Origin of the sequence: Carboxylicivirga taeanensis, from assembly GCF_051851475.1 — a bacterium.
In the GTDB taxonomy this organism is placed as follows: Bacteria; Bacteroidota; Bacteroidia; order Bacteroidales; family Marinilabiliaceae; genus Carboxylicivirga; species Carboxylicivirga taeanensis.
The window spans coordinates 1-20,936 of record NZ_JBPUSJ010000006.1; the positions used below are offsets into that span (position 1 = coordinate 1).

The following is a 20,936-nucleotide window of genomic DNA, read 5'->3' on the forward strand; positions in this document are numbered from 1 at the left end:
ACGCAATAAAGATATATTGCGGGGTGGAGCAGTTGGTAGCTCGTTGGGCTCATAACCCAAAGGTCGTCCGTTCGAGTCGGGCCCCCGCTACTAGAAAAGCCGATAGACAAGTTTGTCCATCGGCTTTTTCTATTTCTGCAGAATTCTATAATTCCCATCCAAATCCCGTAGCAAAAACGTAGTCCGATTCTGAAGCTCCTTCAATGGGACGGTTATCGTAGTTAAGGGCAATGCCTAGTTTGATGTAAAAATCTTTAGGGAGATCATATTTGATATCAAAGTCAAAGTCTGTTCGCCAACGTCCGGATTCAGTCAAGCTGGGGTAGGCCGCAATTTTTGCACGTAAACTTAAATCGCCGGTGTTAAACATATTCAAATCTGTTCCGACATACCCTTCCCAGCTTTGGCGGTCTTCACTCGACAGTTCATATTGTTCTTTGTTGAAAGAGGCTCCGCCAGAAACATTCCAGTGAATTGTGTTGGTTTGCAGGATGTAGGTGCCGAGGCCCAATCCACCGTTGGTTCGCAGTATCAGTTTTTGCTCAGTATTAGCCAGAAAGGTGGTGGACGCCACTGCAAACCATTTTTTTTGAAAGTAGTATTTGAAATCAATACCAGCATCGTTTCTACTGACCTTTTTTACACTGTCCTGATTGGAGGTGAGTGCATTGTAATATGCATTGGTCGACCAGCGTTCGGCCAGGTAGCCAATATTGCTTCTTAAGGATGCCTGCCGCAGATTATTAGCCTTGGTTACGTCCCACCCAAAATCAATAGAGGCATGCGCACGGCTCCAAAAGCCTTTATCCACCGATTCCATAAATACAATTTCTTTGGGCAGAAAGCTGAAGGAACCATTGGTTTCGGTGTGAATCGCTACATGACCTTCTGAGGTGGTGGTTAACTTGCCATTAAAGCGTCTGCCATCCGAGAGGGTTATTAGAAAGAATGTTTCGGAGTGGATTGTTTTTACGCCTTCCCATTCAATTTTAAAATCAGCATCACTATAATCTGTTTCCATGGTTAAAACGCCCTGATTCAGCCCTTTTATTTCCCCCACTAGCACATCGTTATTTGTCAGTGTTATTGTGTCCTGTTGCGCGTGTGCTAATGACCAAATTAGGCAGGCAGTAAAAGTAAGCAGAAGTCTCATAATAGTAGGTTTGGATTTGTTAAAGCACTCAATATCCAAAGTATTTCTAAATTGATCAAGCTACTTGTGTGTTTTCTTCCTACTCAAAAATAGCTGAAAGCCAGGGGGCGACTGCAGTTTATTGGGCAGAAAAATTGCGATTTAAACTAAAGGAATTGATGCATACAAATAATTTTCTAACTTTGCGAACCGAAATGGCCTCGTAGTTCAACGGATAGAATGTAGGATTCCGGTTCCTATGATGTGGGTTCGATTCCCGCCGAGGTCACATATTCTAGTCGAATTGAAAGGGAAAAGCACTTAAGATGAAAGTTTTAGGTGCTTTTTTTATTGGACTATTGTTTACTACGTGTTGACGTTTGTCTGTCTTTTTTCGGAATCAGCTACAAAATGTGGCTACAGGCGTTAACTTTTTCTACCATTCACTGAAAGGATACTCATATCTATGTACCCCCAATCCTCTTAGATTCATGGATGCACCATCCTATTAATTGAGATTGTACAAGTTCAATATTAAGTCAGAGTTATTATATACTAAACTCAAATTAGATTCATTAAAAATCGAATTTAATTTGAGTTTAGTATGAGTTTAATATGACTTTGTTTTGAGTTTAATAGGTTGGTGGTCACTCACAGGTATCAACAGTCAACTGTTATTTCATTATATTGTTTGTCAGTAAATAGCGATGTGCTTTTTAAAGCCAAAAAAAACCAGAAAAACACGAAGGGGAGGATGTGTTTTTCTGGTTTAAGTTCACGATTTAAAATCGTATATGTGTAATTACTTAAGCCAACTATTTCATGTTAGCTTGACGAGTCAATTTATTTGCGTTTTGGTTTAGCTTTTAGCTTTAACGAACGCATGGAATATTTTGATGTGCGAATACCAGTTTCTTCAATGGCATCCTGAGCAATAGAAAAGTTAGGGTCTGTTAAGCTCTTTTTAATAACATATTCCAAAATTTTTGCATAATCATAGTGGATGGCAGGATCGCGACGCTCTGGTGAATAATAGGCCGAGTACTGAGCATATTTTAAGCAGCGGTTCACCCAAAATGTGCTATAATCCTTATAAAAAACTTGTCGGCTGTTGAAGTGTAAAAATTGGCATAGTTCGGCTTGAAAGCCCATGGGGTCAGCCATCAGTTCTGATAGCAGGAGGTCGGCTTTTTCGAAATCTTCTTCCTTAATCGCTTCGTTTGCTTTATTTTTCTTCACCAAAAATTCTTTCCCCTTGAAATCGGCAACCTTTTTAAATACTTTAAAATCATTGCAGTAATTCAGTTCATTGAACAGCTTTTGGTCAACTCGCTCCACGCCGTAAAGCGCAACATATTTTGCTTTGTTCTTGCTTACCTCCTTGTATTGAGGCGTGTCATACCCTTTGATGTGCTTTTCAAAAATGGCCCAGTCCGCCTCTTTTGCTAATGAAAAGTCGGGTTTAGCAACGATCTCATCAATTACCAGTTTTAGTTCCTTACGCTTGTATCTCGACGCCAGGTATTGCGCATAATCAGCTAAGAAGCTGGTCTCTCTGTTGCCTTTGCTGTACTCAGCCTCCAGGTAGGTTGAGCGAAGGGTTGGGGTGATAGCAGCTTTCCCGGTGTATAAAAAGGTTTCTTTGTCCTGACGTGAGCTTGAATAGTGAACAAGCTCAAGTGTTTCGGGGTTGATAAAGCAGAAAGTCGGATAGGAGCGTACTCCGTACTTTTGAGCCAGTTTCTTTCCGCTTTCTGTTTCAGCATCAATCTTAATGTTCACAAAATATGTGTTGTAAAGATTACCAACCTCCATTAATGGAAAAACCTCTTCGGCCATGTTTAAGCAAGGGCCACACCACTGTGTGTAAAAGTCGATAAATACCAATTTGTTCTCGGCTTTGGCCTGATCAACTGCCTGCTCAAATGATCCTTTGGCAAAGCGCATGCCTGAATGGTTCTCGGCCAGAGTGCCCAAAGTAATCGAAAATAGAATTAGAAATATATTTAACCTTTTCATAATAAGTTATTTAATTATTAATCTGTATTGTGTAGCTTATTTGTTTGCGAGGGCTTTTTTCACCTGCTCATGTAACTCTTGTCCGTGTAAGCCGGTTGCTATTATTTTACCATCGCGGCCTATTAATACTGTAAATGGTATGGCCTTAACGGCATACCTGTTTGCCAGCGGGCTGTTCCACTTTTCAAATTCGCAGATGTGGTGCCATTCCAGTTTATCATCTTTAATAGCCTGTTGCCAGTTTTCTTTTTTGCTATCCAGCGAGATGCCGATAATTTCCAAGCCCTCTTTATGGTATGTTTTGTAGAGGTTTACAATGTTGGGGTTTTCTTTGCGGCATGGTGCGCACCACGACGCCCAAAAGTCGAGCAATACAACTTGTCCTTTAAAATCATTCAAGTCAATGAATGACCCATCCAAAGCACCCAGATTAAGATTGGGAGCTACCTGGCCAGGAGCAATGGCCATCAGGGCATCAATGCGTTCCTGAATGGTTCTGTATAGATTGTGATTTGCGAAAGCAGCCTGGTAGGGTTCAAGCATTTTTTGTAAAAATGGGCCATTACCGCTGCTCAGGTAGGTGTTATGGATTAGGTAAAGACCTAAAAAAGTTTTGGTTTCCTGCTTGATGATGGAATCGGTAAGTGCATCCATTTGCTCATGCAAGGCCTGTATTTGCGCATTAAGTTCAGTTTTAAGTTCAGGTGAGTCTTTAAGTTTGATGCTGAGTGGTCGCACTACCCGGTAGAGGCTGTCGCGTTTTGCCAGGTAGTTGGTAAAATCATTCTGTAAAGGCGTGCCCACTATTTGTGGGACCGTAGGGAAGTTTCCGCTAAGCTCCGAATGGTAAGTCAGTTTTCCTGGCTCTAAAATAAAATACTTGATGGGGTATTTATAGCCTTCCACCAAGATGCGGCACAGTTGTGGTTCTTTAACTTTTCCTTCAAATTGAAAGTGGCCATCGGTTATTTCAACGGTATCGATGTTTACAAAGATGTTATTCTCAAATTTTTTGAGATAGGCTTTTCCGTTGGCATAGCCTTTAATTTGACCTTCGATAGAATAGGTATCCTTTTGTTCCTGACAGCTCGCAAATGAAAGGGCAAAGCATGTCAGTACTAAGAGTAGTTTGTGTGCTGGATTGATCATAGCAATGTTTGATTTATTAATGGATGTGTGGAGAATCATTCAACAACTTTGATAATGAGTAGCTGGTAATGATTGTATTTTAAAAAAAAGGTTGCATGCCAACCTGTAAAACATGGTACATGCAACCTTTATTTGAATATCACAATTCTTATCTGGACAAACAGATTAGTAGCCAGGGTTCTGTTCCACTGGATTAACGTTTGTTTCCGATGTTGGAATGGCAACAATACGTCTGTTTTTCATACGTACACGGTATTGTTCAGCATCGCTTTCGCCACTGTCAATGGCTTTTTGATAGGCTTCGGCTAACTGCTCGTTGGATGCCAGCAGGTAGTCAATGCCAAAGCGGCGAAGGGCAAAGTACTCATGTCCGTTTTCGAACGACATTTCAATTAGCCATTCGTTGCAGATCGCTGCTTCAATTTCTGCTTGAGTTGCATGGGGCACTTCTGGTGCACCAGCACGAGCACGTAAATCTGCAATTGGCGCATAGGCTGCTGCATAGTCGCCTCCATTGCGGTAAATTGCTTCCGCTTTAATCAGATACATTTCTGCCATACGCAGGTACATCAATGGTAAATTGTTGGCAGCGTTTACCAATTTTTTGATGGTACGATTGGTGTATACCTGTCCTTCAATTCCGTAGCGGTAGTCTACTACCACCTCGTCACCAATAATTGCATCGAAGCGCGGATCGTCAGCTACCAGGTTCAGGTAGCTTCCTGATGGACCCCATTTACCAGTATTATACGTATTGATGCGCGACTCAAGGCTCGATGATTCGGAGGGGCCATATGCACGGGCAAAAATTAGCTCATTGGTGCTTGAGAAGTCAGTAAACAAGGTAGCGTAATTAGGTGCCAGCCCTGAGTTTTTGCTACCAATTACTTCATCAGCTAAAGTAATACAGTCAGTATATTGTTCCATTTGAAACAATACTCTTGTTTTTAGCGCCTTAGCAGCGAGTTTAGAGGCCTGTATAAAGTTGCTGAATTCAGGACACTTAGCGATGGCTACTTCCAAATCGTCTAAAATAACCTGGTAGCTCTCAGCCACTGTTGAACGCTCTTTTTTAACGTTGTCTAACGAAGGCAAATCGTTTCGAATGATTAAGCCATAGGTGCTGTTAAGATCCCAGTGCTCTGCAAAACGAAGCATCAGGCGCTCATAGGCCAAAGCTCTTAAGAAGTGCAGCTCACCGACAATCTCCTCTTTACGGTTCCCCGTAAAATCGTTGATGCCATTGATAGCCGACAGTAAAAAGTTGGCATTTTTAATGAGTGCGTAGTTGTACTCCCACTCTGTGTTTCCACTGCCGCTAAGTACAGGCCAAAAGCGTTCGTAATACCAAACGGCGTTACCGCGTGTCCACCACTCGGGCTTGCGCATGGTGCCGGCTTTAAAACTGCCCTCTGCAATAATATCGCGCGAATCGTAGGCGTTAGCTGATAAGTTAGCATAAACACCATTCAGGGCCAGTTCGGCCGTTTTGGCATTGGTAATAGCACCATCTAAATCGGCCTCATATGGAGGCTTCTTATCAAGAATACTGTCGGGTGTACAAGACACAAACAGCATTAGTATTAATAATATATGTATGTGCTTCATTGTTCTAAAATTTAATCTACTCATGTATCAAAAGTTTTACTAAAGGGTAAGTTTTAAACCAACTGAGAAGGTACGGATACCTGGATAGCTGGTTTCGTAATTACCACCAAATGATCTAAGTGAGCTAGAGGCAGAGGTAGATGAGTTAACAGTTGCCGGATCGGTTCCAGGATAGGATGTAAGCGTAAACAAGTTGCTGCCGGTTACATACACCTGGCCACTTACCCCTTTGTATTCAGGCAGATTGTAGGCGATTTTTAAATCCTGTAAGCGGAAGTACGAAGCGTCATATAGGTAAATGTCTGTAAAGCTAGCTACACCTTGTTCCAGGTAAATGGCAGGTATTGATGCGTCTGTATTGTCAGGCGACCAGCGGTTATCCAGGTTGTAATCAACCAGACCAGTAAGCTGCCCTGGGATGTTTTGAAGGGCTTTACCATATTGTTTTAAGCCGCCAATCTGGAAACCAAAGTTAGCCATTACATCCAGACGTTTGTAGGAGAAGGTAGTGTTAATACCTCCAAACAAATCCGGATCCGGATTACCAATGATTGTTTTATCTTTCTGATCAATGCGTCCATCACCATTCAAATCTCTCATTTCAAGGTTACCTGGGAACAGTTCACCATTATAGGTAGAAAAACCGTTCGCGATAGCCAATTGGTTCAGTTCGTCAATGCGCTCCTGGCTTTGGATGATGCCATTGTACTCATAACCAAAAAATGCGCCCATCGGATGGCCTATGGCTAAAACCTGAGCGCCGGTGCCTTGCACAATTGTGCCGCTTGAGTTTTCAACAGCACCTTCTTTTTCAAGGTTGGTTACCTCATTTTTGTTGGTCGCCAGGTTAACGCCAATGTCCCATTTAACATCGCCCCGGTTGATAATTTTCGATTTAATGAACAATTCGAATCCCTGGTTTTTTACAGCACCAACATTGTAGTACATGTTGGGAACTGCCATGCTCGACGGGAATGAAAACTCGCGGATTAGGCCTTCGGTATCTTTAACGTAATAGCCCAGTGAGCCCGATAGCCAGTAGTTGAACAAAGCAAAATCAATACCTACATCATATTGGGTTGATAACTCCCATTGGATGTCTTTATTACCAATTTGCGAATGCTCAATGCCGGGCTTGTCATTGTACTTGGCAGCCTTGTATAAATCGCGGTTGGAGTAGCTCGAAAGGTTCTGGATACCTGTTTTACCTGCTGATACTTTCAGTTTCAGGTCGTTGATGGCGTTTACATTCTGCAAAAATGGTTCCTTGTTGATGCGCCATGCAAGGGCTCCTGACGGGAAGAATCCGTAGCGGTTGTTTTTACCAAACATGGAAGAACCATCGTAACGTCCGGTAAAGGTCATCATGTATTTGTCGTTGTATTTATAGTTCAACCTGGCAAATGAAGAGAACAATCCTCTTTCAGTCTTGCTATCGGATGCTCTATTAAAATCGGTTCCGCCCGATACATTGATGTAGATTTCATCCATTGGGAAACCTGTTTTTGACAGGTAAGCCGATTGGCTTTGTTGCTCCTCCATGGATATACCACCCACAAAATCAAGTGAATGCACCTCGTTGAATGTGTTGTTATAGCTCAGGGTATTATCGAAAACCGTTTTATAGTAACGTCCTTCGGCACGACTGGCTGAAGCTTTATCATTCCAGCTTAAATAGCTTGGACTAAACTGATAGTTGTAGCTCATTGACTGGTTGGCCGAGAAGCTCGACTTAAATTTCAAACCTTTATACAGGTCCAGTTCGCCAAATACGGTACCGGCAAAACGGTATTCGTCTGAGGCATTAATCTTTGTAGAATTCGCCACCGGGTTGTCATCGTAAAAAGTAACGCCATCCTCCTTATAAATGGGTAGGTCAGGTCGGTGAGCCTGTGCCGCAAACATAGAGGTGCCCGATTGGTTCGAACGGATGTAAGACACATTCATGTTGGTACCAATGCGGAAGAATGGGTTGATGTCGATGCCCAGGTTAACGCGGCCTGAGTAACGTTTCATGTCATCGTTTACCACCATTCCCTGATGGTCCATCATGCTTCCTGATACAAAATAGGTCACGTTTTCGCTACCACCTCGTACTGATAAATCGACATTGTGACGACGAGCTGTTTGCTTTACTTCATCAAACCAATCCGTGTTTTCAGTACCCAAATAGCGATCGTCCGGATTTAAAATGCTTGTTGCTGTTCTGTTTCCGGGATCAACCACCAAAGTTTTTTCGGCCACATCGGTAACATACGCCCTGAACTGGTCGCCATCCAGTATGGTGAAGTTCTTGATTTGTGAATCGTGTGAACCATTGTAGTTGACATTGAACTTGGCTTTTTCATTTTGTCGTCCTCTTTTAGTGGTAATTAACACCACACCATTGGAGGCACGTGAGCCATAAATGGCCGAGGCCGAGGCATCTTTCAGTACATCGAAAGTGGCAATGTCTGTTGGCGAAATGGAGTTCAGCACTTCGGGATCGTCGCTTGGTACACCGTCGATCACGTACAATGGGTCGTTAGCTCCGGTAAGGGAAGTAGCACCACGCACCCTGATACGCACAATTTCGCCTGGGCGACCTGTGTTACCACTAACGCTAACACCTGCTGCCATGTTCTGAAGCAGTGAAGCCGCTGAAGCCACGTTTTTAACCTCCAGGTCTTTTTCAGCAATGCTGGCTACTGAACCTGTTAAATCGCGCACTTTCGTAGTACCGTAACCAACTACAACTACTTCGTTTACGTTGTTAACGATAGATGCCAGCGTTACATTAATGATTTTTTGTCCAACCAAAGCATGTTCTTGAGTTTCCATTCCGATGAATGAAAAAATCAACACGTCACTTTCTGCCGGCATTTCCAGGCTGTACTGTCCGTTAAAGTCTGTAATGGTACCAATTTGCGTACCTTTTACAAAAACGTTAGCACCTGGAATAGGCTCACCACTTTCGTCAATTACTGAACCGGTGATGACCTTTTTTTCTTGTTGTGTGCTTTCAACAGGCGCCTCAACTGCCTTTTTTCTGATTAAAATATAATCGTCAATAATGCTGTACTGCAATGGCAGGCCTTCCAGTATTTCTTGCAAGGCTTGTTCCAGAGTCGCACCATTTACGTCTATATCCACTTTGAGGTTGTTGTCTACATCTTTTTCGTTGTACATGATGTAGTAACCTGTTTGTTTTTTTAGCTCTTTCAGTACCGTTTTTAAATTTTGGCCTTTGCTGTTTAACTGAACCTTTTGCGCACTGCTTTTAGCAGATACTTGCAAGGTGAAAACAAGTAAGAGCAATACACTCAATTTCATAACACGCATAAATTTGCTAATGGGAGGGGTGTTACACTCCCATCTGTGTTTTTTTTTCATACTTTTGTTATTAGATTTTATAAATAATGTTGCTTATATGCAACGTATTTGTAGGGCAGGAGATACTGGTACTATTTCCTGCCTTTTCTTTATTCAATTACGATATAGTCTCCTTCAATTTTAAATTTCACATCTGTAATCCGTTCAATTAAGTCGATAGCATACTGAATGCTTTCATCCTTTTTAACGGCGCCGGTAAAGCGGATATTTCTTTGGTGTGGTTTGGTAAAAAAGAAATTGACGTTATACCACCGTCCTAGCTGATCACATATATATTCCAAATCTTTATTTTCAAACTCAAATACCCCATTTACCCAGGCCATTGTCATTGCTGCATCAACTTCCTGTATTTTGATACCATCTTGCCCTTTAACCGTAACCGACTGTTGGCCAGGTTCCAAAACTTGGCTATCCTTCAGGTAGTTTACCTTTACACTTCCCTCCAGTAACGTGGTAGCAACAAATGCCTGGTCATTATAACCTGATATGTTGAACTTTGTACCTAACACTTCTATTTCACAGTCGTTAACCTGCACAATGAAAGGCTCCTGAGGATTAGTTACCACTTCAAAATAGGCTTCGCCAGTGAGCTCAACCTGTCGCTTGCCGGAGCTGAAACGAACGGGGAAGCGTAATTTTGAGTCTGCATTCAGCCATACTTTCGTGCCATCGGCCAGTATTAAGGAATACTCCCCGGCCCGAGGCACTTCTACTTCATTGTATATTAATTCCTTTGTTTGTAGTTCGTCGGGCTGATACTTTAGGTTGTTGGCCGAGTCCTTAGTGATGGTTGTGCCATCTTTTTCATCAAAAACCTGCTCTCCCTCATCGCTTAGCACACATCTGGAACCATCGGCTAATGTGAGCGTAGCGCGTCGTTCACCCGTTTCGGCCATGGCTTCGAAATCGTACTTGTGGGTAGGTTTTACTTTCGATAGTTCATACGCCACATACCATGCTGATGCCAATAACAAACCGGCAATAACCGCCGCATTGTATACCCAGGCGGGGATGCTTCGTTTTTTGGGGATCGTTATTCGCTGGTGGATTTTTTTCCAGGCCTGTTCTTTTTTTATAACCTTTAGCAGAGCCAGACCACGTGCTTTGCCATAAAGCCTGCACGTATCAGTAAAGCGCTCTTTATGAGTAGCATCTAGCTGCAGCCACGCTTCTAAGGCGGCTTGCTCTTCTTTAGACATGTGGCCTTTCTGGTATTTAATTACCCAGTCGAGTATCTCTGAATCTTTTATAGCCATTTTTCGAATTTAGGTTACTTCCCCGATGCTTTGATGCAAAGAAGTGAAAATGGGTGACATGTTTTCTGGAAAAAAATCACATTTTTCACTTTTGGGGGAATATTGACTTTTGGTTTTAAAGTTAATGAGCAATTAAGGTTACTGTTTATTACTAGAGTTTGGCAGGATTTCTCCTATTTAGTGCAGGATAATACAAAGTAGCATGTTCAGCGAAGTTCGCAAGCGTTTAAGGGCTCTTGAAAGGGTGGTCTTAACGGTATTGACTGAAATGCCCATTTCTTCCGCCACTTCTTTGTATTTCATGCTGCCAATTATAACGCTTTCGAATACTGCTTTAGCCTGGGGAGATAGTTTGTCTATTTCAGCAAACAGGCGTTCACGTTTTTCTTCCAGGTCTTCGTGCTGTTCATCGTCCGGTACTTCAACCATCAGTTCCAGCTCCTCATTAATGGCCTCCAGGCGGTAGCGGCTGTTGCTGCGCAGGTAGTTTAGCGCATTATTTTTAACAGCTTTGTATAGGTAGTTGCGTAAGGTAGAGGTAATCTGATCGGCTTTCTTGTTCTCCCAAAAAGTAATAAACACTTCCTGCACAATGTCTTCCGATTTATCAAAGGAGTCGATGTATCTGAGGGCAAATAAGCACAGGGGCTTGTAGTAATTGTCAAAAAGGAGACGTAAGCCAGATTCGTCACCCTTTTTCAACCTCGATATGATATCCCCATCACTTTCGCCCATCCTGCAACAAAACTAAGCATTCGGACGAAATAATCAAATGGGCAGCGATCGCCTTCTATCCTTGTTTTAACGCTTGTTACATCAAATGTGAGTCTGTATCTGCCTAACAATCAATTGTGTTTGTTTGTTAATTAATATTATAAATTCTGAAATGCTCGATTGCCAGGGTGAAGTAGGTATAATTAAGCTTGTTTGTGCAGGCTTATTGCTTCCTATAAATGCTTGGAGATTTAAGGCTTTACTTGTAATTTCGGAATTCACCAGAAATCATTTACTGTTCCAAAGATTTATGAAAAGAGTTTCCATTTACCTGTCAGTATTAGTATTCTTTTTCCTTTTTATATTACCGGCCGCTGTGGCTCAAAAATTTGGGATCCCTGAGCTGGAGTATTTTAACCGTCGGCAGTATCAGGCTGCTACGCAAAACTGGAAAATCAGTCAAAGCAACAGTGACTTACTTTACTTTGGTAATAATGATGGTTTGCTGGAATATGACGGTGTGAACTGGCGCTTGCATAAAAATATGGGAGATATTATAGTGCGAAGTGTAAAGTGTATAGATGACAGGATTTATGCGGGTGGATACAATGAGTTTGGGTATTTTCAATATGATTCGTTGCACCATTTTTCCTATACCAGTTTATCGGTTCACCCCGAACTGAGAAATATTGGTAATATTTGGACAATTTTGGAATGGGGAGACAAAGTGGTTTTTCATTCACAGGCGGGTCTTTGTATTTTCGAAAATGATCAGCTGTTAGAACTCATTCCCGCCCGTTCGAGGTTTATTTCTGTTTTTCTGGTTAATGGAATGCTGTTGGTTCAGGATGAGGCACAGGGATTAATGGAAGTGCGAGGTGTTAGCGCCTATCCTTTGCCAGGAGGTCAGGTGTTTGCCGGTAAAAATGTGTCATCAATTTTAGCCATTAACGAAGGGAAAATAGCAATTGGTACCAGTAAGTCAGGAGTATTTATTTGGGATTTACAGTCCTTTACCCCCTGGGAGGTGGAGGTCAACGAGCGGCTCAAAGCTGCCAATATCTTTTGTGGAGCATCCTACAATGGCGAATATCTGGTGTTTGGAACCATTCAAAGAGGCGTCTTTATCACGGATATGGAAGGGCGGCTCGTTATGCAGGTCGATAAAGATAAGGGCTTGGTTAATAATACGGTTCTTAGTTTGTTTGTTGACAAAGAAGGAAGCATTTGGTGTGGTTTAGATAATGGGATTGGTCGCATCAACCTTAAGTCGGGTATTTCTTTTTTAAACGGTTACTACGATTTGGGGACGGGTTACGTGATGGACTATTATAGAGGACGTTATTTTTTTGGAACCAATCAGGGGCTGTTCTCCATCGAGGAAGAAGATTTTTATAACCCCTTAAAAGGACGTAACCATTTCAAAAAAATTAGAGGAACGGAAGGACAGGTATGGTCCATTTTCCATGATGATACGGGTTTGCTTTGTGGGCATGATGCCGGAATTTTTTCGATTAATAATGGCAAAGCTGTGTCGATAACGCCTTCTTCGGTCAATGGAGTATGGAATTTTATAAAAATTCCCGAACAACCAGATTTGATGCTGGCAGGCACTTATTACGGTCTTGTCAGGTTGCAACGTGAGGGAGGGGTGTGGCGCTATAAAGGTCAGGTGGAGGGTTTCTCTGAATCTTCGCGGTATGCCGAATGGGACCAAATGGGAAAGCTTTGGGTGTCTCATGGTGAGTTGGGAATATTTCAATTAACATTTAGCAGCGACTATGAGTCTGTTACGTCGGTAAAGGAGTATTCTTTTAGTGAGTTTCCTAATAATAAAACAGGCATTGTGTCTAAAGTTAACGGAAGATTATTGTTTACTGGAAAGGAGGGCTACTACCAGATTAACTCTGAAGGTATTGGTGGAGTTGATGAAAGCTACAAAGCCTTTTTCGAACCAGGGAGTTATCCGGATAAGCTCATTGCAGATAAAAATGGGAATATTTGGTTCTTTATAAACAATAAAACAGGCGTGTTAAGGCGCCTTGAAGATGGCAGTTATAAGAAAATCGTTTTTCCTTTTATTCCATTGGAACAGAAGTTGGTGTCGGCCTTTGAGTCTGTTTTTGTTAATGACAATAATGTGTTTTTTGGAATTGAAGATGGGTTTGCCCACTATTATGCTCAGGATAACAGCAACTTTCGACTGCCTTTTAAAGTGCACCTGCGTTCCTTTAAGGGCGCGAGTGATAGTGTGGAATATGTGTTGCATCAGCGAGAGGATCGTGAGGTGCAACAACAATTAATTCCAGCGTATCAGTTTAAGAAAAATGCGTTTGAAATTCATTATGCAGCAACATTTTATCAGGATGCGGAAGTGCAGTATGCCACCCGTTTGTCCGGACCTGATGTGCAGGTTTCTGAGTGGTCAACACAGCCCTTTGTGCAGTACTCTAAACTAAAAGAAGGGGATTATACTTTTACTGTAAAAGCCATCAATCGCTATGGTGTGGAAGCCATGCCCCTGTCGTTCAGGTTCAGCGTTTTGCCCCCCTGGTACCGTACTGTTTACGCAAAAATTACCTACTCCATTCTCATCGTACTGATGGTGGCATTTCTGACATATATTTTTAACCGTCGCATTGAGATAAGTCGCCAAAACGAAAGGATTAGGCAGCGGCAATACTATAAAGTTAGAGAGGAGCAGCTATCGAATGAAGCTTTGCGGAGTGAAAAGGAAATGATACGCCTTCGCAACGAAAAGCTTCGCAACGAAATGCTTTTTAAAGAGAAGGAGCTGGCGAATTCGACCATGAATATTATCCAGAAAAATGAATTTTTGGCCTCTGTTAAGGAGCGGCTAACCAGGATTAAAACATTGAAGGATACCTCTGAAATTGCTCACAAGCTAGATTTGTTAATCAAGAAGATTAACAAAGATTTGGATAGTGAAAGTCATTGGGAGGTATTTGAGTTGCATCTGGAGCAGGTGCACGAGGATTTTCTAAAGCGCTTAAAAGCTAAACACCCCGATTTGAGCTCTAAGGAACAAAAGCTGTGCGCCTATATTCGCATGGGTATGTCGTCAAAAGAAATAGCAGTTATCATGAATGTATCCTATCGGGCCATCGAAAACAATCGCTATCGCCTGCGTCAAAACCTGGGCCTTGATTCAGGCGAAAACCTTTCCAGGTACATTAACAGTATTTAATCACGAAGAAAGAGCCTTGAGAAAAGTTTCTTTATTAAGTGTTAATAAATGTCCTTTTAAACAGGTGTGCGTATTTTGTAAGTGTGAGTAGCTGCTCGGGGTGGATAATTTTCTACGATATTTTCTAAATATCTAATAAATAGTGCTGTGGGATTTCTGATGTGAGTTTTTAGTGAGTTATTGTGAGGTGCTGTGAGAGTTTAATGTGTAGCAAAAAATTAGTATTAATTAACATTGCGGGCGTAAGTTTGTGTCATTGAATCATTAAAATCCATTTATTATGAAACACGTATTGGGGATTATTTTCTTTCTGCTGACACTGACTGGTCAGGCACAAGAAATAACCGTTTCTGGAAAAGTAACGGGTACTGACGGGGCTCCGGTTCCGGGAGTGAGTGTCGTACTTAAAGGCACAACCGTTGGAACAATTACGACCATTGACGGTGATTATACTTTACAAGCTAACATGGGCGATGTAATTGTATTCTCGTTTATAGGAATGACATCACAGGAAGTGACTGTTAGCTCTTCTACCATTAATATTATTATGGAAGAAGAATTAACTGACCTGGATGAAGTTGTGGTAATTGGTTATGGGGTGCAAAAGAAAAGTGTTGTCACCGCAGCCATTAGTAGTGTGTCAGCTGAAGATTTGGAGTCCAGTACGCCCTCGAGAGTGGAGGATGTGCTGAAAGGACGCGTATCGGGTGTGCAGATTACACAAAGTTCTGGTCAGCCTGGCGCAGAGTCTAAAGTGCGAATCCGGGGAATTGGTACTGTTAACAATAGTGATCCATTATACATTGTTGATGGAATGGCTGTTAATGGTGGGATTAATTACCTGAACCCGGCTGATATTGAATCGGTTGAAGTCCTAAAGGATGCGGCGTCAGCTGCCATCTACGGAGCAAGGGCCGCCAACGGTGTTGTGTTGGTAACTACCAAAAAAGGAAAGAAAGGTAAAGCTACTATCAGTTACGATTTCTCCTATGGGTGGCAGAACCCCTGGAAGAAGCGTTCAGTGCTAAATGCTGAAGAGTACATGGTTGTCATGAATGAAATAGCCTTGAATGATGGGAACAAAGCGCCTTATTCAGCTGAGCAGGTAGCAGCAGCCGGTGTGGGAACAGACTGGCAGGATGCCACATTTAACTATGATGCTCCCGTTCAGAACCACCAGGTGAGTTTGCACGGAGGTAGTGATAATGTATCCTACTTTTTGTCATTCGGATATTTTAACCAGGAAGGTATCGTAGGAGGTAACTACGATCGTTCTAACTTCGAGCGTTACAGTGTGCGTACCAATAATACGTATGAAGCTTTTGACTATGACCGCATGTTTGTGTCTAACCTGAAAATTGGTGTAACCGCTGGTTATTCGCGCGTGGTTTCATCAGGTATCGAAACCAACTCTGAGTTTGGTTCTATCCTGGGTAGTGCTCTGGCATTTAATCCATCTATACCTGTTTATGCAACCGACCCTGATGGCGTTTTGGCCGCACGACCAACCGCTGTAAAGGATAAGAATGGTCGTGTATTCTCCTTGCCACCTTCAGGATTCCAGGAAATTGCTAACCCTGTGGCTATGTTGAACGCACCTGAAAATAATCAGGATAACTCTGATAAGATTGTTGCCAACTTCTGGGGCGAGCTCGAATTATACGAAGGGCTAAAGTTTAAAAGTAGTTATGGTGTCGATTTAGCTTTTTGGGGAGGTGATGGCTACCGTTTCCCACATTTCCTGGCTTCACAAGGTAAAGACTATACCAGAAGCACCGTATGGTCAAATATGCACCGCGGCTTTACCTGGCAGGTGGAGAACACGCTGAGCTACAATAAAACATTTGCTGAGAAACATAATTTAGGCGTGCTGGTTGGGCAATCGGCGCAAGAGTATACTTCACGTCATTTGTATGGCGATGATTACGACCTGTTGGAAGAAGATCCGGCTAAAGCCGTAATTGATTATGCAACGGCCGACCGTGATGACGAAAGAACGGCTGGAGGAACCGATGGGGTAAGTGCAAAAACACTGGCTTCTTACTTTGGTCGTTTGGATTATAACTACGATGAGCGTTACATGATTCAGTTAACTGTGCGTCGCGATGGTTCATCGAATTTCGGACCTGAAAACAAATGGGCCACATTCCCTTCTGTTTCCGGTGGATGGAACGTGACGAACGAAAGTTTTATGGATGGACGTCCAAACTGGTTTACCTACCTGAAACTGCGAGCCAGTTGGGGGGTTAACGGTAACGAAAATATTGGGGCATTTGCCTATACCAGTTTAATGGATGGCAATCAAAACTACTACTTTGGCAGTGGCGACAATCAGTACATGCAATACGGTAGCAGTCCTTCGCGCATTGCGAACCCTTATGTTATCTGGGAAGAGTCCGAGCAGTTAGACATTGGTTTCGACGCTCGTTTTTTCAACAGTGCATTGTTATTTGGTTTTGACTACTATGTGAAGAAAACCAATGGCATGTTAATGGATCAGCCAATACCAAGTTATAATGGCAAGGGTGCCCCTATTGCCAACACTGGTGATATGGAGAACCGAGGTTTGGAATTTGAAATCTCTTATAAGAACAGTATTGGTGATTTTAAGTATAGTATTGGAGCCAATGCATCGTACCTTAAAAACGAGCTGATCAATTTGGGTAACGAGTCGGGTGAGACAGTCTACGAAAGTGGCGGTGCCTCTGGTGTTGGTGATTTTGTAAAAGGTAAAAACGGCGAAGTATTCCCCTATTTCTATGGCTATAAAACAGCTGGTATTTTCCAGAATCAGGCCGAAATTAACAACTACACTTACGTGAATGATCAAGGACAGACAGTGATGATTCAGCCAAATGCTAAGCCTGGCGATGTGAAGTTTGTTGATTTAAATGGTAATGGCCTTGATACCGATGACCGTACCAAAATTGGTAAAGGGATGCCCGATTGGACCTTTGGTCTTAACCTGGGAGCCGAGTACAAAGGGTTTGATATGACGGCCTTCTTCCAGGGAAGTCTTGGTAACGATATCTTCGACTTTTCAACACGTGGCGATATTCCAATGATGAATCGTCCGGCCTGGATTCTGGATCGCTGGACGGGTGAAGGAACATCAAATACCATTCCTCGCCTGACTTCTAAAAACTACAACGATAACTGGGTATCATCTGACCTGTATGTAAAAGATGGATCGTATTTGCGACTTAAAACATTACAAATTGGTTATAACATCCCTCAGTCTGTTCTTAATAATTACATCAGCCGATGCCGAATTTATGTGATGGGTGAAAACTTATTTACACTGACTGGATATGATGGTTTTGATCCTGAAATTGCGTCTGGTGATTACACCACAATAGGTATTGACAGAGGTATCTACCCGCAATCGAGAACAATCTCAATTGGTGCCAACATTACTTTCTAATCTGATTAAAGATGTTTATTATGACTAAATATATTAAATCATTATTCTTAGCTGCACTAATTGGTTTTACTGCGTGTAGCGACGATTTTCTGACTGTTCAGCCAACCTCTTCTCAAGAGGCAGGTGGACCAGCAACCGAAGGGGCTATTGTAGCTAACCTGGGTGCTACCTATCAGATACTCTTATTTGATAGTTATGCCGATTTTCAGTTCAACAGTGTGCCTTTGATGTCTGATCTACGTTCCGACGATATTTTTAAGGGTGGTGGTGATGCCGGTGACCAGGCAGCTTTATATCGCCTTTCTCAATTCACCCTGGAGTCGAATGATGTACCTACCGGTTTGTGGAACATCTATTACAGCGGATTAAGCCGTGCAAACAACGTTATCATTGCTTGTGAAAATGCAGTGGATGTGGATGAAGAGAAGCTGGCAATGTACAAAGCAGAAGCACACTTTCTGCGTGCCTACTACGTGCATTGGCTATGGAAATTCTGGGGAAATATTCCCTATTTCGAAGAAGACCTGGAAGAACCATACATGGCGCGTCAGTTCAGTGCTGATGAGATTTATGCAGAACTTATGGAAGACCTGACCGTTGCAACAGCCGAAGGCGTTTTGCCTATGAACACCAATTCATCTAACGATGGGCGTGCAACGCGTGCAGCAGCCATGATGTTAAAAGCGCGCGTGGTAATGTACCAGAAGGATGTGGCTAAGTATGCCGAGGTGATGGCTGATATGCAGTCAATCGTGAGTGAAGGCGGTTACAGTTTACCTGATTATGCCAGCATTTGGGCGCGTGAAGGAGAGTTTGGTCCGGAGTCTATTTTTGAAGCCAACCATTTACCCGAGGGAAAAGACTGGGGTGAAGCCTGGACAGGGTTTGGCACCAACCTGCCACGTTTTATCTCACCCAATGAGTTAGACGGTGAGGACTTGCTTTCCGGTGCTGATTTTTACGAAGGAGGCTGGGGCTTTGGTCCGGTGCGTTCTGAAGTGGTTGGCATCTTCGAAGAAGGCGATAAGCGCTTAGCCGCTTCTATCAATCAGTTTGCTGATGGAACCTACACTAAACGTTTCCAGAACACGGGTTACTTTATGGCCAAATACGCGGCTCGTGCTGATTATGCCGATGCTCCTTATACCGCAGACTTGAACTTTGAAAATAACGTACGCATTTTCCGTTATGCAGAGGCTCTACTAAATATTGCCGAGTTGGAAGTAGTACATGGTGTAGCAGCGGGTGCTAAAACAGCTCAGAGTGCGTTGGATGATATTCGCCAGCGAGCAGGATTAGAGTCTGTAGTGGCTAGTGTTGATAACATTAAGCTCGAGCGTCGTCGTGAGTTTATTGGTGAAGGTATGCGTTTTTGGGATTTGGTACGCTGGGGCGAAGCTGATATTCTATCAGAAAACATCCCAGAATTTTCTTCTAATCGTACATGGGCCGATTACATGAAGTATCTGCCGATACCTCAGTCGGAAATCGACAAAACAGAAGGAGACTTGAAGTTGGTTCAAAACCAAGGGTATAACTAATTAGCTAAACTGAATAATTATGAAAAATATTATAAAATCAGGTATCGCATTTTTGATGGCAGCTTTTCTGCTATTGGCTTGTGATCCGCAGGAATTTGACAAACCTGACCTTAATATGAGCACGCCGCCTAATGAAGAGGATCTAAGCTTTACAGTAGCTCCTGGCGACGATGAGTTTCATTTTGTATTGACTAGTACTACCGAAACAAAAGGAGTGAACGGTATTAGCTGGGATTTTGGTAACGGTGGTAAAGCAACCGGACAACAAGTTATTGCTAATTACAATTTACCGGGCGAATACGAGGTTGTTATGACCATTACGGGTGGAAATGGAGCATCAGTTTCTACTAAAAAAGTTGTTGAGCAAACCGAAACCAATTATGCTCTTTTTGAAAATCCAATTGTACTGGCACTTACAGGCGGAATTGAGAACCCAACCGGTCATACCTGGGTGGTAGATAGTACCAGTAAATGGCATTTTGGTGTAGGAGCTGCATTTGATGATAGCGGTAATGTGTTAAACGAACCAAATTGGTGGGGGGCAACTTCTCTGGCAAAAACAGGCCACTACATCTACGATGATGAGTTTACATTCATCATGGATGAATTTAAATACATTATCGATACCAAAGGGGCAACCCATGCTAATAATGATGGTGGTGCTGCCGAAGCTGGCCTTGCTGCTGGTTACTATACCAGTAATATTTGGAATGACAACTTTGATATGGATGTAACGACTGATGATGCTGCTCGCGGCGATTTACAGTGGGGATTCAAAGAAGTTGACGGTAAAAGCTATATTACCTTATCAAGTCAATCAGGTGTAATTGGTTATGACGATGGTTTGGCTCGTGAATATGAGGTGCTTGATTGGAATGAGAATTATTTCTTCCTGCGCACAACCAATGGTGAAGCTGCTCGCTATAACAAAATTATTCGTAAAGGATATGTGCCACCGGTTATTGAAAAACCACTGGAGACCAACGATATTATGGATGACTTTGAAGGTAATGGAAATATTGAATGGAATAAAGGGGACCTGATTAAGTTTGAATCCATCAGTAACTTTGCTCCAGTGCCAATTAACGAGTCAGCAAATATAGCACTCTATCAAAAAGGGGAAGGCCCGTTTGAAGCTGTTACCGCTTTGTTCGAGCATCGTTTTGATTTATCTGAGCGAAATGTGTTTACAATGAAAGTATTCATGCCTCAGTTTAATGATTATATTACTGAGTGTCAGCCAGACTGGATAACCTGGATTCCAAATAAGCAATTATTACCTCAGGTTGATCTTAAACTGCAGAACTCTGAGCTTGGCGGTGAAGCCTGGACTACTCAAGAAGTAAGAACCGTAACATTAACGGAAGATCAACTGGGTAAATGGGTGGAAGTAACATTCGATTTCAGTAACATATCAGATAGGACAGATTTCGATATGATTGTTATTCAATTTGGTATGGAAGGCCATTGTAATGGAGGTATCTTCTACTTGGATGACTTCATGCTGAATTAA

Annotated in this window: 11 protein-coding genes and 2 tRNA genes; 6 read left to right on the top strand and 7 right to left on the bottom strand. The window is 42.5% G+C overall.

Features of this window, described 5'->3' with window-relative positions:
* Positions 1–17: 17 nt before the first annotated feature.
* Positions 18–90, top strand: a tRNA-Met gene (locus tag ACSX1H_RS10545).
* 55 nt (positions 91–145) lie between these two features.
* On the opposite strand, the gene ACSX1H_RS10550 is transcribed toward ACSX1H_RS10545, so the two are convergent.
* Positions 146–1,153 (bottom strand): DUF481 domain-containing protein, encoded by a 1,008-nt coding sequence (locus tag ACSX1H_RS10550; RefSeq protein WP_439183834.1) that lies wholly within the window; start codon positions 1,151–1,153, stop codon positions 146–148.
* A 196-nt stretch (positions 1,154–1,349) separates the two neighbouring features.
* Between ACSX1H_RS10550 and ACSX1H_RS10555 the strand changes: the two genes are divergently transcribed.
* Positions 1,350–1,421, top strand: a tRNA-Arg gene (locus ACSX1H_RS10555).
* A gap of 554 nt (positions 1,422–1,975) precedes the next feature.
* On the opposite strand, the gene ACSX1H_RS10560 is transcribed toward ACSX1H_RS10555, so the two are convergent.
* The 6 genes from ACSX1H_RS10560 to ACSX1H_RS10585 form a co-directional block, all read right to left on the bottom strand.
* Positions 1,976–3,151, bottom strand: a complete 1,176-nt coding sequence (locus ACSX1H_RS10560) for a thioredoxin family protein (protein WP_439183835.1) — start codon at positions 3,149–3,151, stop codon at positions 1,976–1,978.
* Between the two features lie 36 nt (positions 3,152–3,187).
* Positions 3,188–4,300, bottom strand: a complete 1,113-nt coding sequence (locus tag ACSX1H_RS10565; RefSeq protein ID WP_439183836.1) for a redoxin domain-containing protein — start codon at positions 4,298–4,300, stop codon at positions 3,188–3,190.
* 165 nt (positions 4,301–4,465) lie between these two features.
* Positions 4,466–5,932 (bottom strand): RagB/SusD family nutrient uptake outer membrane protein, encoded by a 1,467-nt coding sequence (locus tag ACSX1H_RS10570; protein ID WP_439183837.1) that lies wholly within the window; start codon positions 5,930–5,932, stop codon positions 4,466–4,468.
* 15 nt (positions 5,933–5,947) lie between these two features.
* Positions 5,948–9,280 (bottom strand): TonB-dependent receptor, encoded by a 3,333-nt coding sequence (locus tag ACSX1H_RS10575; protein ID WP_439183838.1) that lies wholly within the window; start codon positions 9,278–9,280, stop codon positions 5,948–5,950.
* 89 nt (positions 9,281–9,369) lie between these two features.
* The gene (locus ACSX1H_RS10580) at positions 9,370–10,536 is read right to left on the bottom strand and encodes a FecR family protein (protein WP_439183839.1); all 1,167 of its coding nucleotides are present in this window, start codon (positions 10,534–10,536) and stop codon (positions 9,370–9,372) included.
* A gap of 177 nt (positions 10,537–10,713) precedes the next feature.
* Positions 10,714–11,271, bottom strand: a complete 558-nt coding sequence (locus ACSX1H_RS10585; protein WP_439183840.1) for an RNA polymerase sigma factor — start codon at positions 11,269–11,271, stop codon at positions 10,714–10,716.
* Positions 11,272–11,560: 289 nt separating this feature from the next.
* On the opposite strand from ACSX1H_RS10585, the gene ACSX1H_RS10590 reads away from it, so the two are divergent.
* The 4 genes from ACSX1H_RS10590 to ACSX1H_RS10605 all read left to right on the top strand — a co-directional run bounded on the left by ACSX1H_RS10590 (position 11,561) and on the right by ACSX1H_RS10605 (position 20,936).
* Positions 11,561–14,458, top strand: coding sequence for a ligand-binding sensor domain-containing protein (locus tag ACSX1H_RS10590; protein ID WP_439183841.1), 2,898 nt, complete (start codon positions 11,561–11,563; stop codon positions 14,456–14,458).
* Positions 14,459–14,738: 280 nt separating this feature from the next.
* The gene (locus ACSX1H_RS10595) at positions 14,739–17,882 is read left to right on the top strand and encodes a SusC/RagA family TonB-linked outer membrane protein (RefSeq protein ID WP_439183842.1); all 3,144 of its coding nucleotides are present in this window, start codon (positions 14,739–14,741) and stop codon (positions 17,880–17,882) included.
* A 20-nt stretch (positions 17,883–17,902) separates the two neighbouring features.
* The gene (locus tag ACSX1H_RS10600) at positions 17,903–19,423 is read left to right on the top strand and encodes a RagB/SusD family nutrient uptake outer membrane protein (RefSeq protein WP_439183843.1); all 1,521 of its coding nucleotides are present in this window, start codon (positions 17,903–17,905) and stop codon (positions 19,421–19,423) included.
* A gap of 19 nt (positions 19,424–19,442) precedes the next feature.
* On the top strand, positions 19,443–20,936 hold the full coding sequence (locus ACSX1H_RS10605) for a PKD domain-containing protein (RefSeq protein WP_439183844.1): 1,494 nt from the start codon (positions 19,443–19,445) through the stop codon (positions 20,934–20,936).

Excerpts from the sequence above, each read along its gene's own strand:
- ACSX1H_RS10605 (WP_439183844.1), top strand. The coding sequence starts at position 19,443 with ATGAAAAATATTATAAAATCAGGTATCGCATTTTTGATGGCAGCTTTT.
- ACSX1H_RS10590 (WP_439183841.1), top strand. The coding sequence starts at position 11,561 with ATGAAAAGAGTTTCCATTTACCTGTCAGTATTAGTATTCTTTTTCCTT.
- ACSX1H_RS10565 (WP_439183836.1), bottom strand. The coding sequence starts at position 4,300 with ATGATCAATCCAGCACACAAACTACTCTTAGTACTGACATGCTTTGCC.
- ACSX1H_RS10595 (WP_439183842.1), top strand. The coding sequence starts at position 14,739 with ATGAAACACGTATTGGGGATTATTTTCTTTCTGCTGACACTGACTGGT.
- ACSX1H_RS10560 (WP_439183835.1), bottom strand. The coding sequence starts at position 3,151 with ATGAAAAGGTTAAATATATTTCTAATTCTATTTTCGATTACTTTGGGC.
- ACSX1H_RS10575 (WP_439183838.1), bottom strand. The coding sequence starts at position 9,280 with ATGAAAAAAAAACACAGATGGGAGTGTAACACCCCTCCCATTAGCAAA.
- ACSX1H_RS10550 (WP_439183834.1), bottom strand. The coding sequence starts at position 1,153 with ATGAGACTTCTGCTTACTTTTACTGCCTGCCTAATTTGGTCATTAGCA.
- ACSX1H_RS10585 (WP_439183840.1), bottom strand. The coding sequence starts at position 11,271 with ATGGGCGAAAGTGATGGGGATATCATATCGAGGTTGAAAAAGGGTGAC.
- ACSX1H_RS10570 (WP_439183837.1), bottom strand. The coding sequence starts at position 5,932 with ATGAGTAGATTAAATTTTAGAACAATGAAGCACATACATATATTATTA.
- ACSX1H_RS10580 (WP_439183839.1), bottom strand. The coding sequence starts at position 10,536 with ATGGCTATAAAAGATTCAGAGATACTCGACTGGGTAATTAAATACCAG.
- ACSX1H_RS10600 (WP_439183843.1), top strand. The coding sequence starts at position 17,903 with ATGACTAAATATATTAAATCATTATTCTTAGCTGCACTAATTGGTTTT.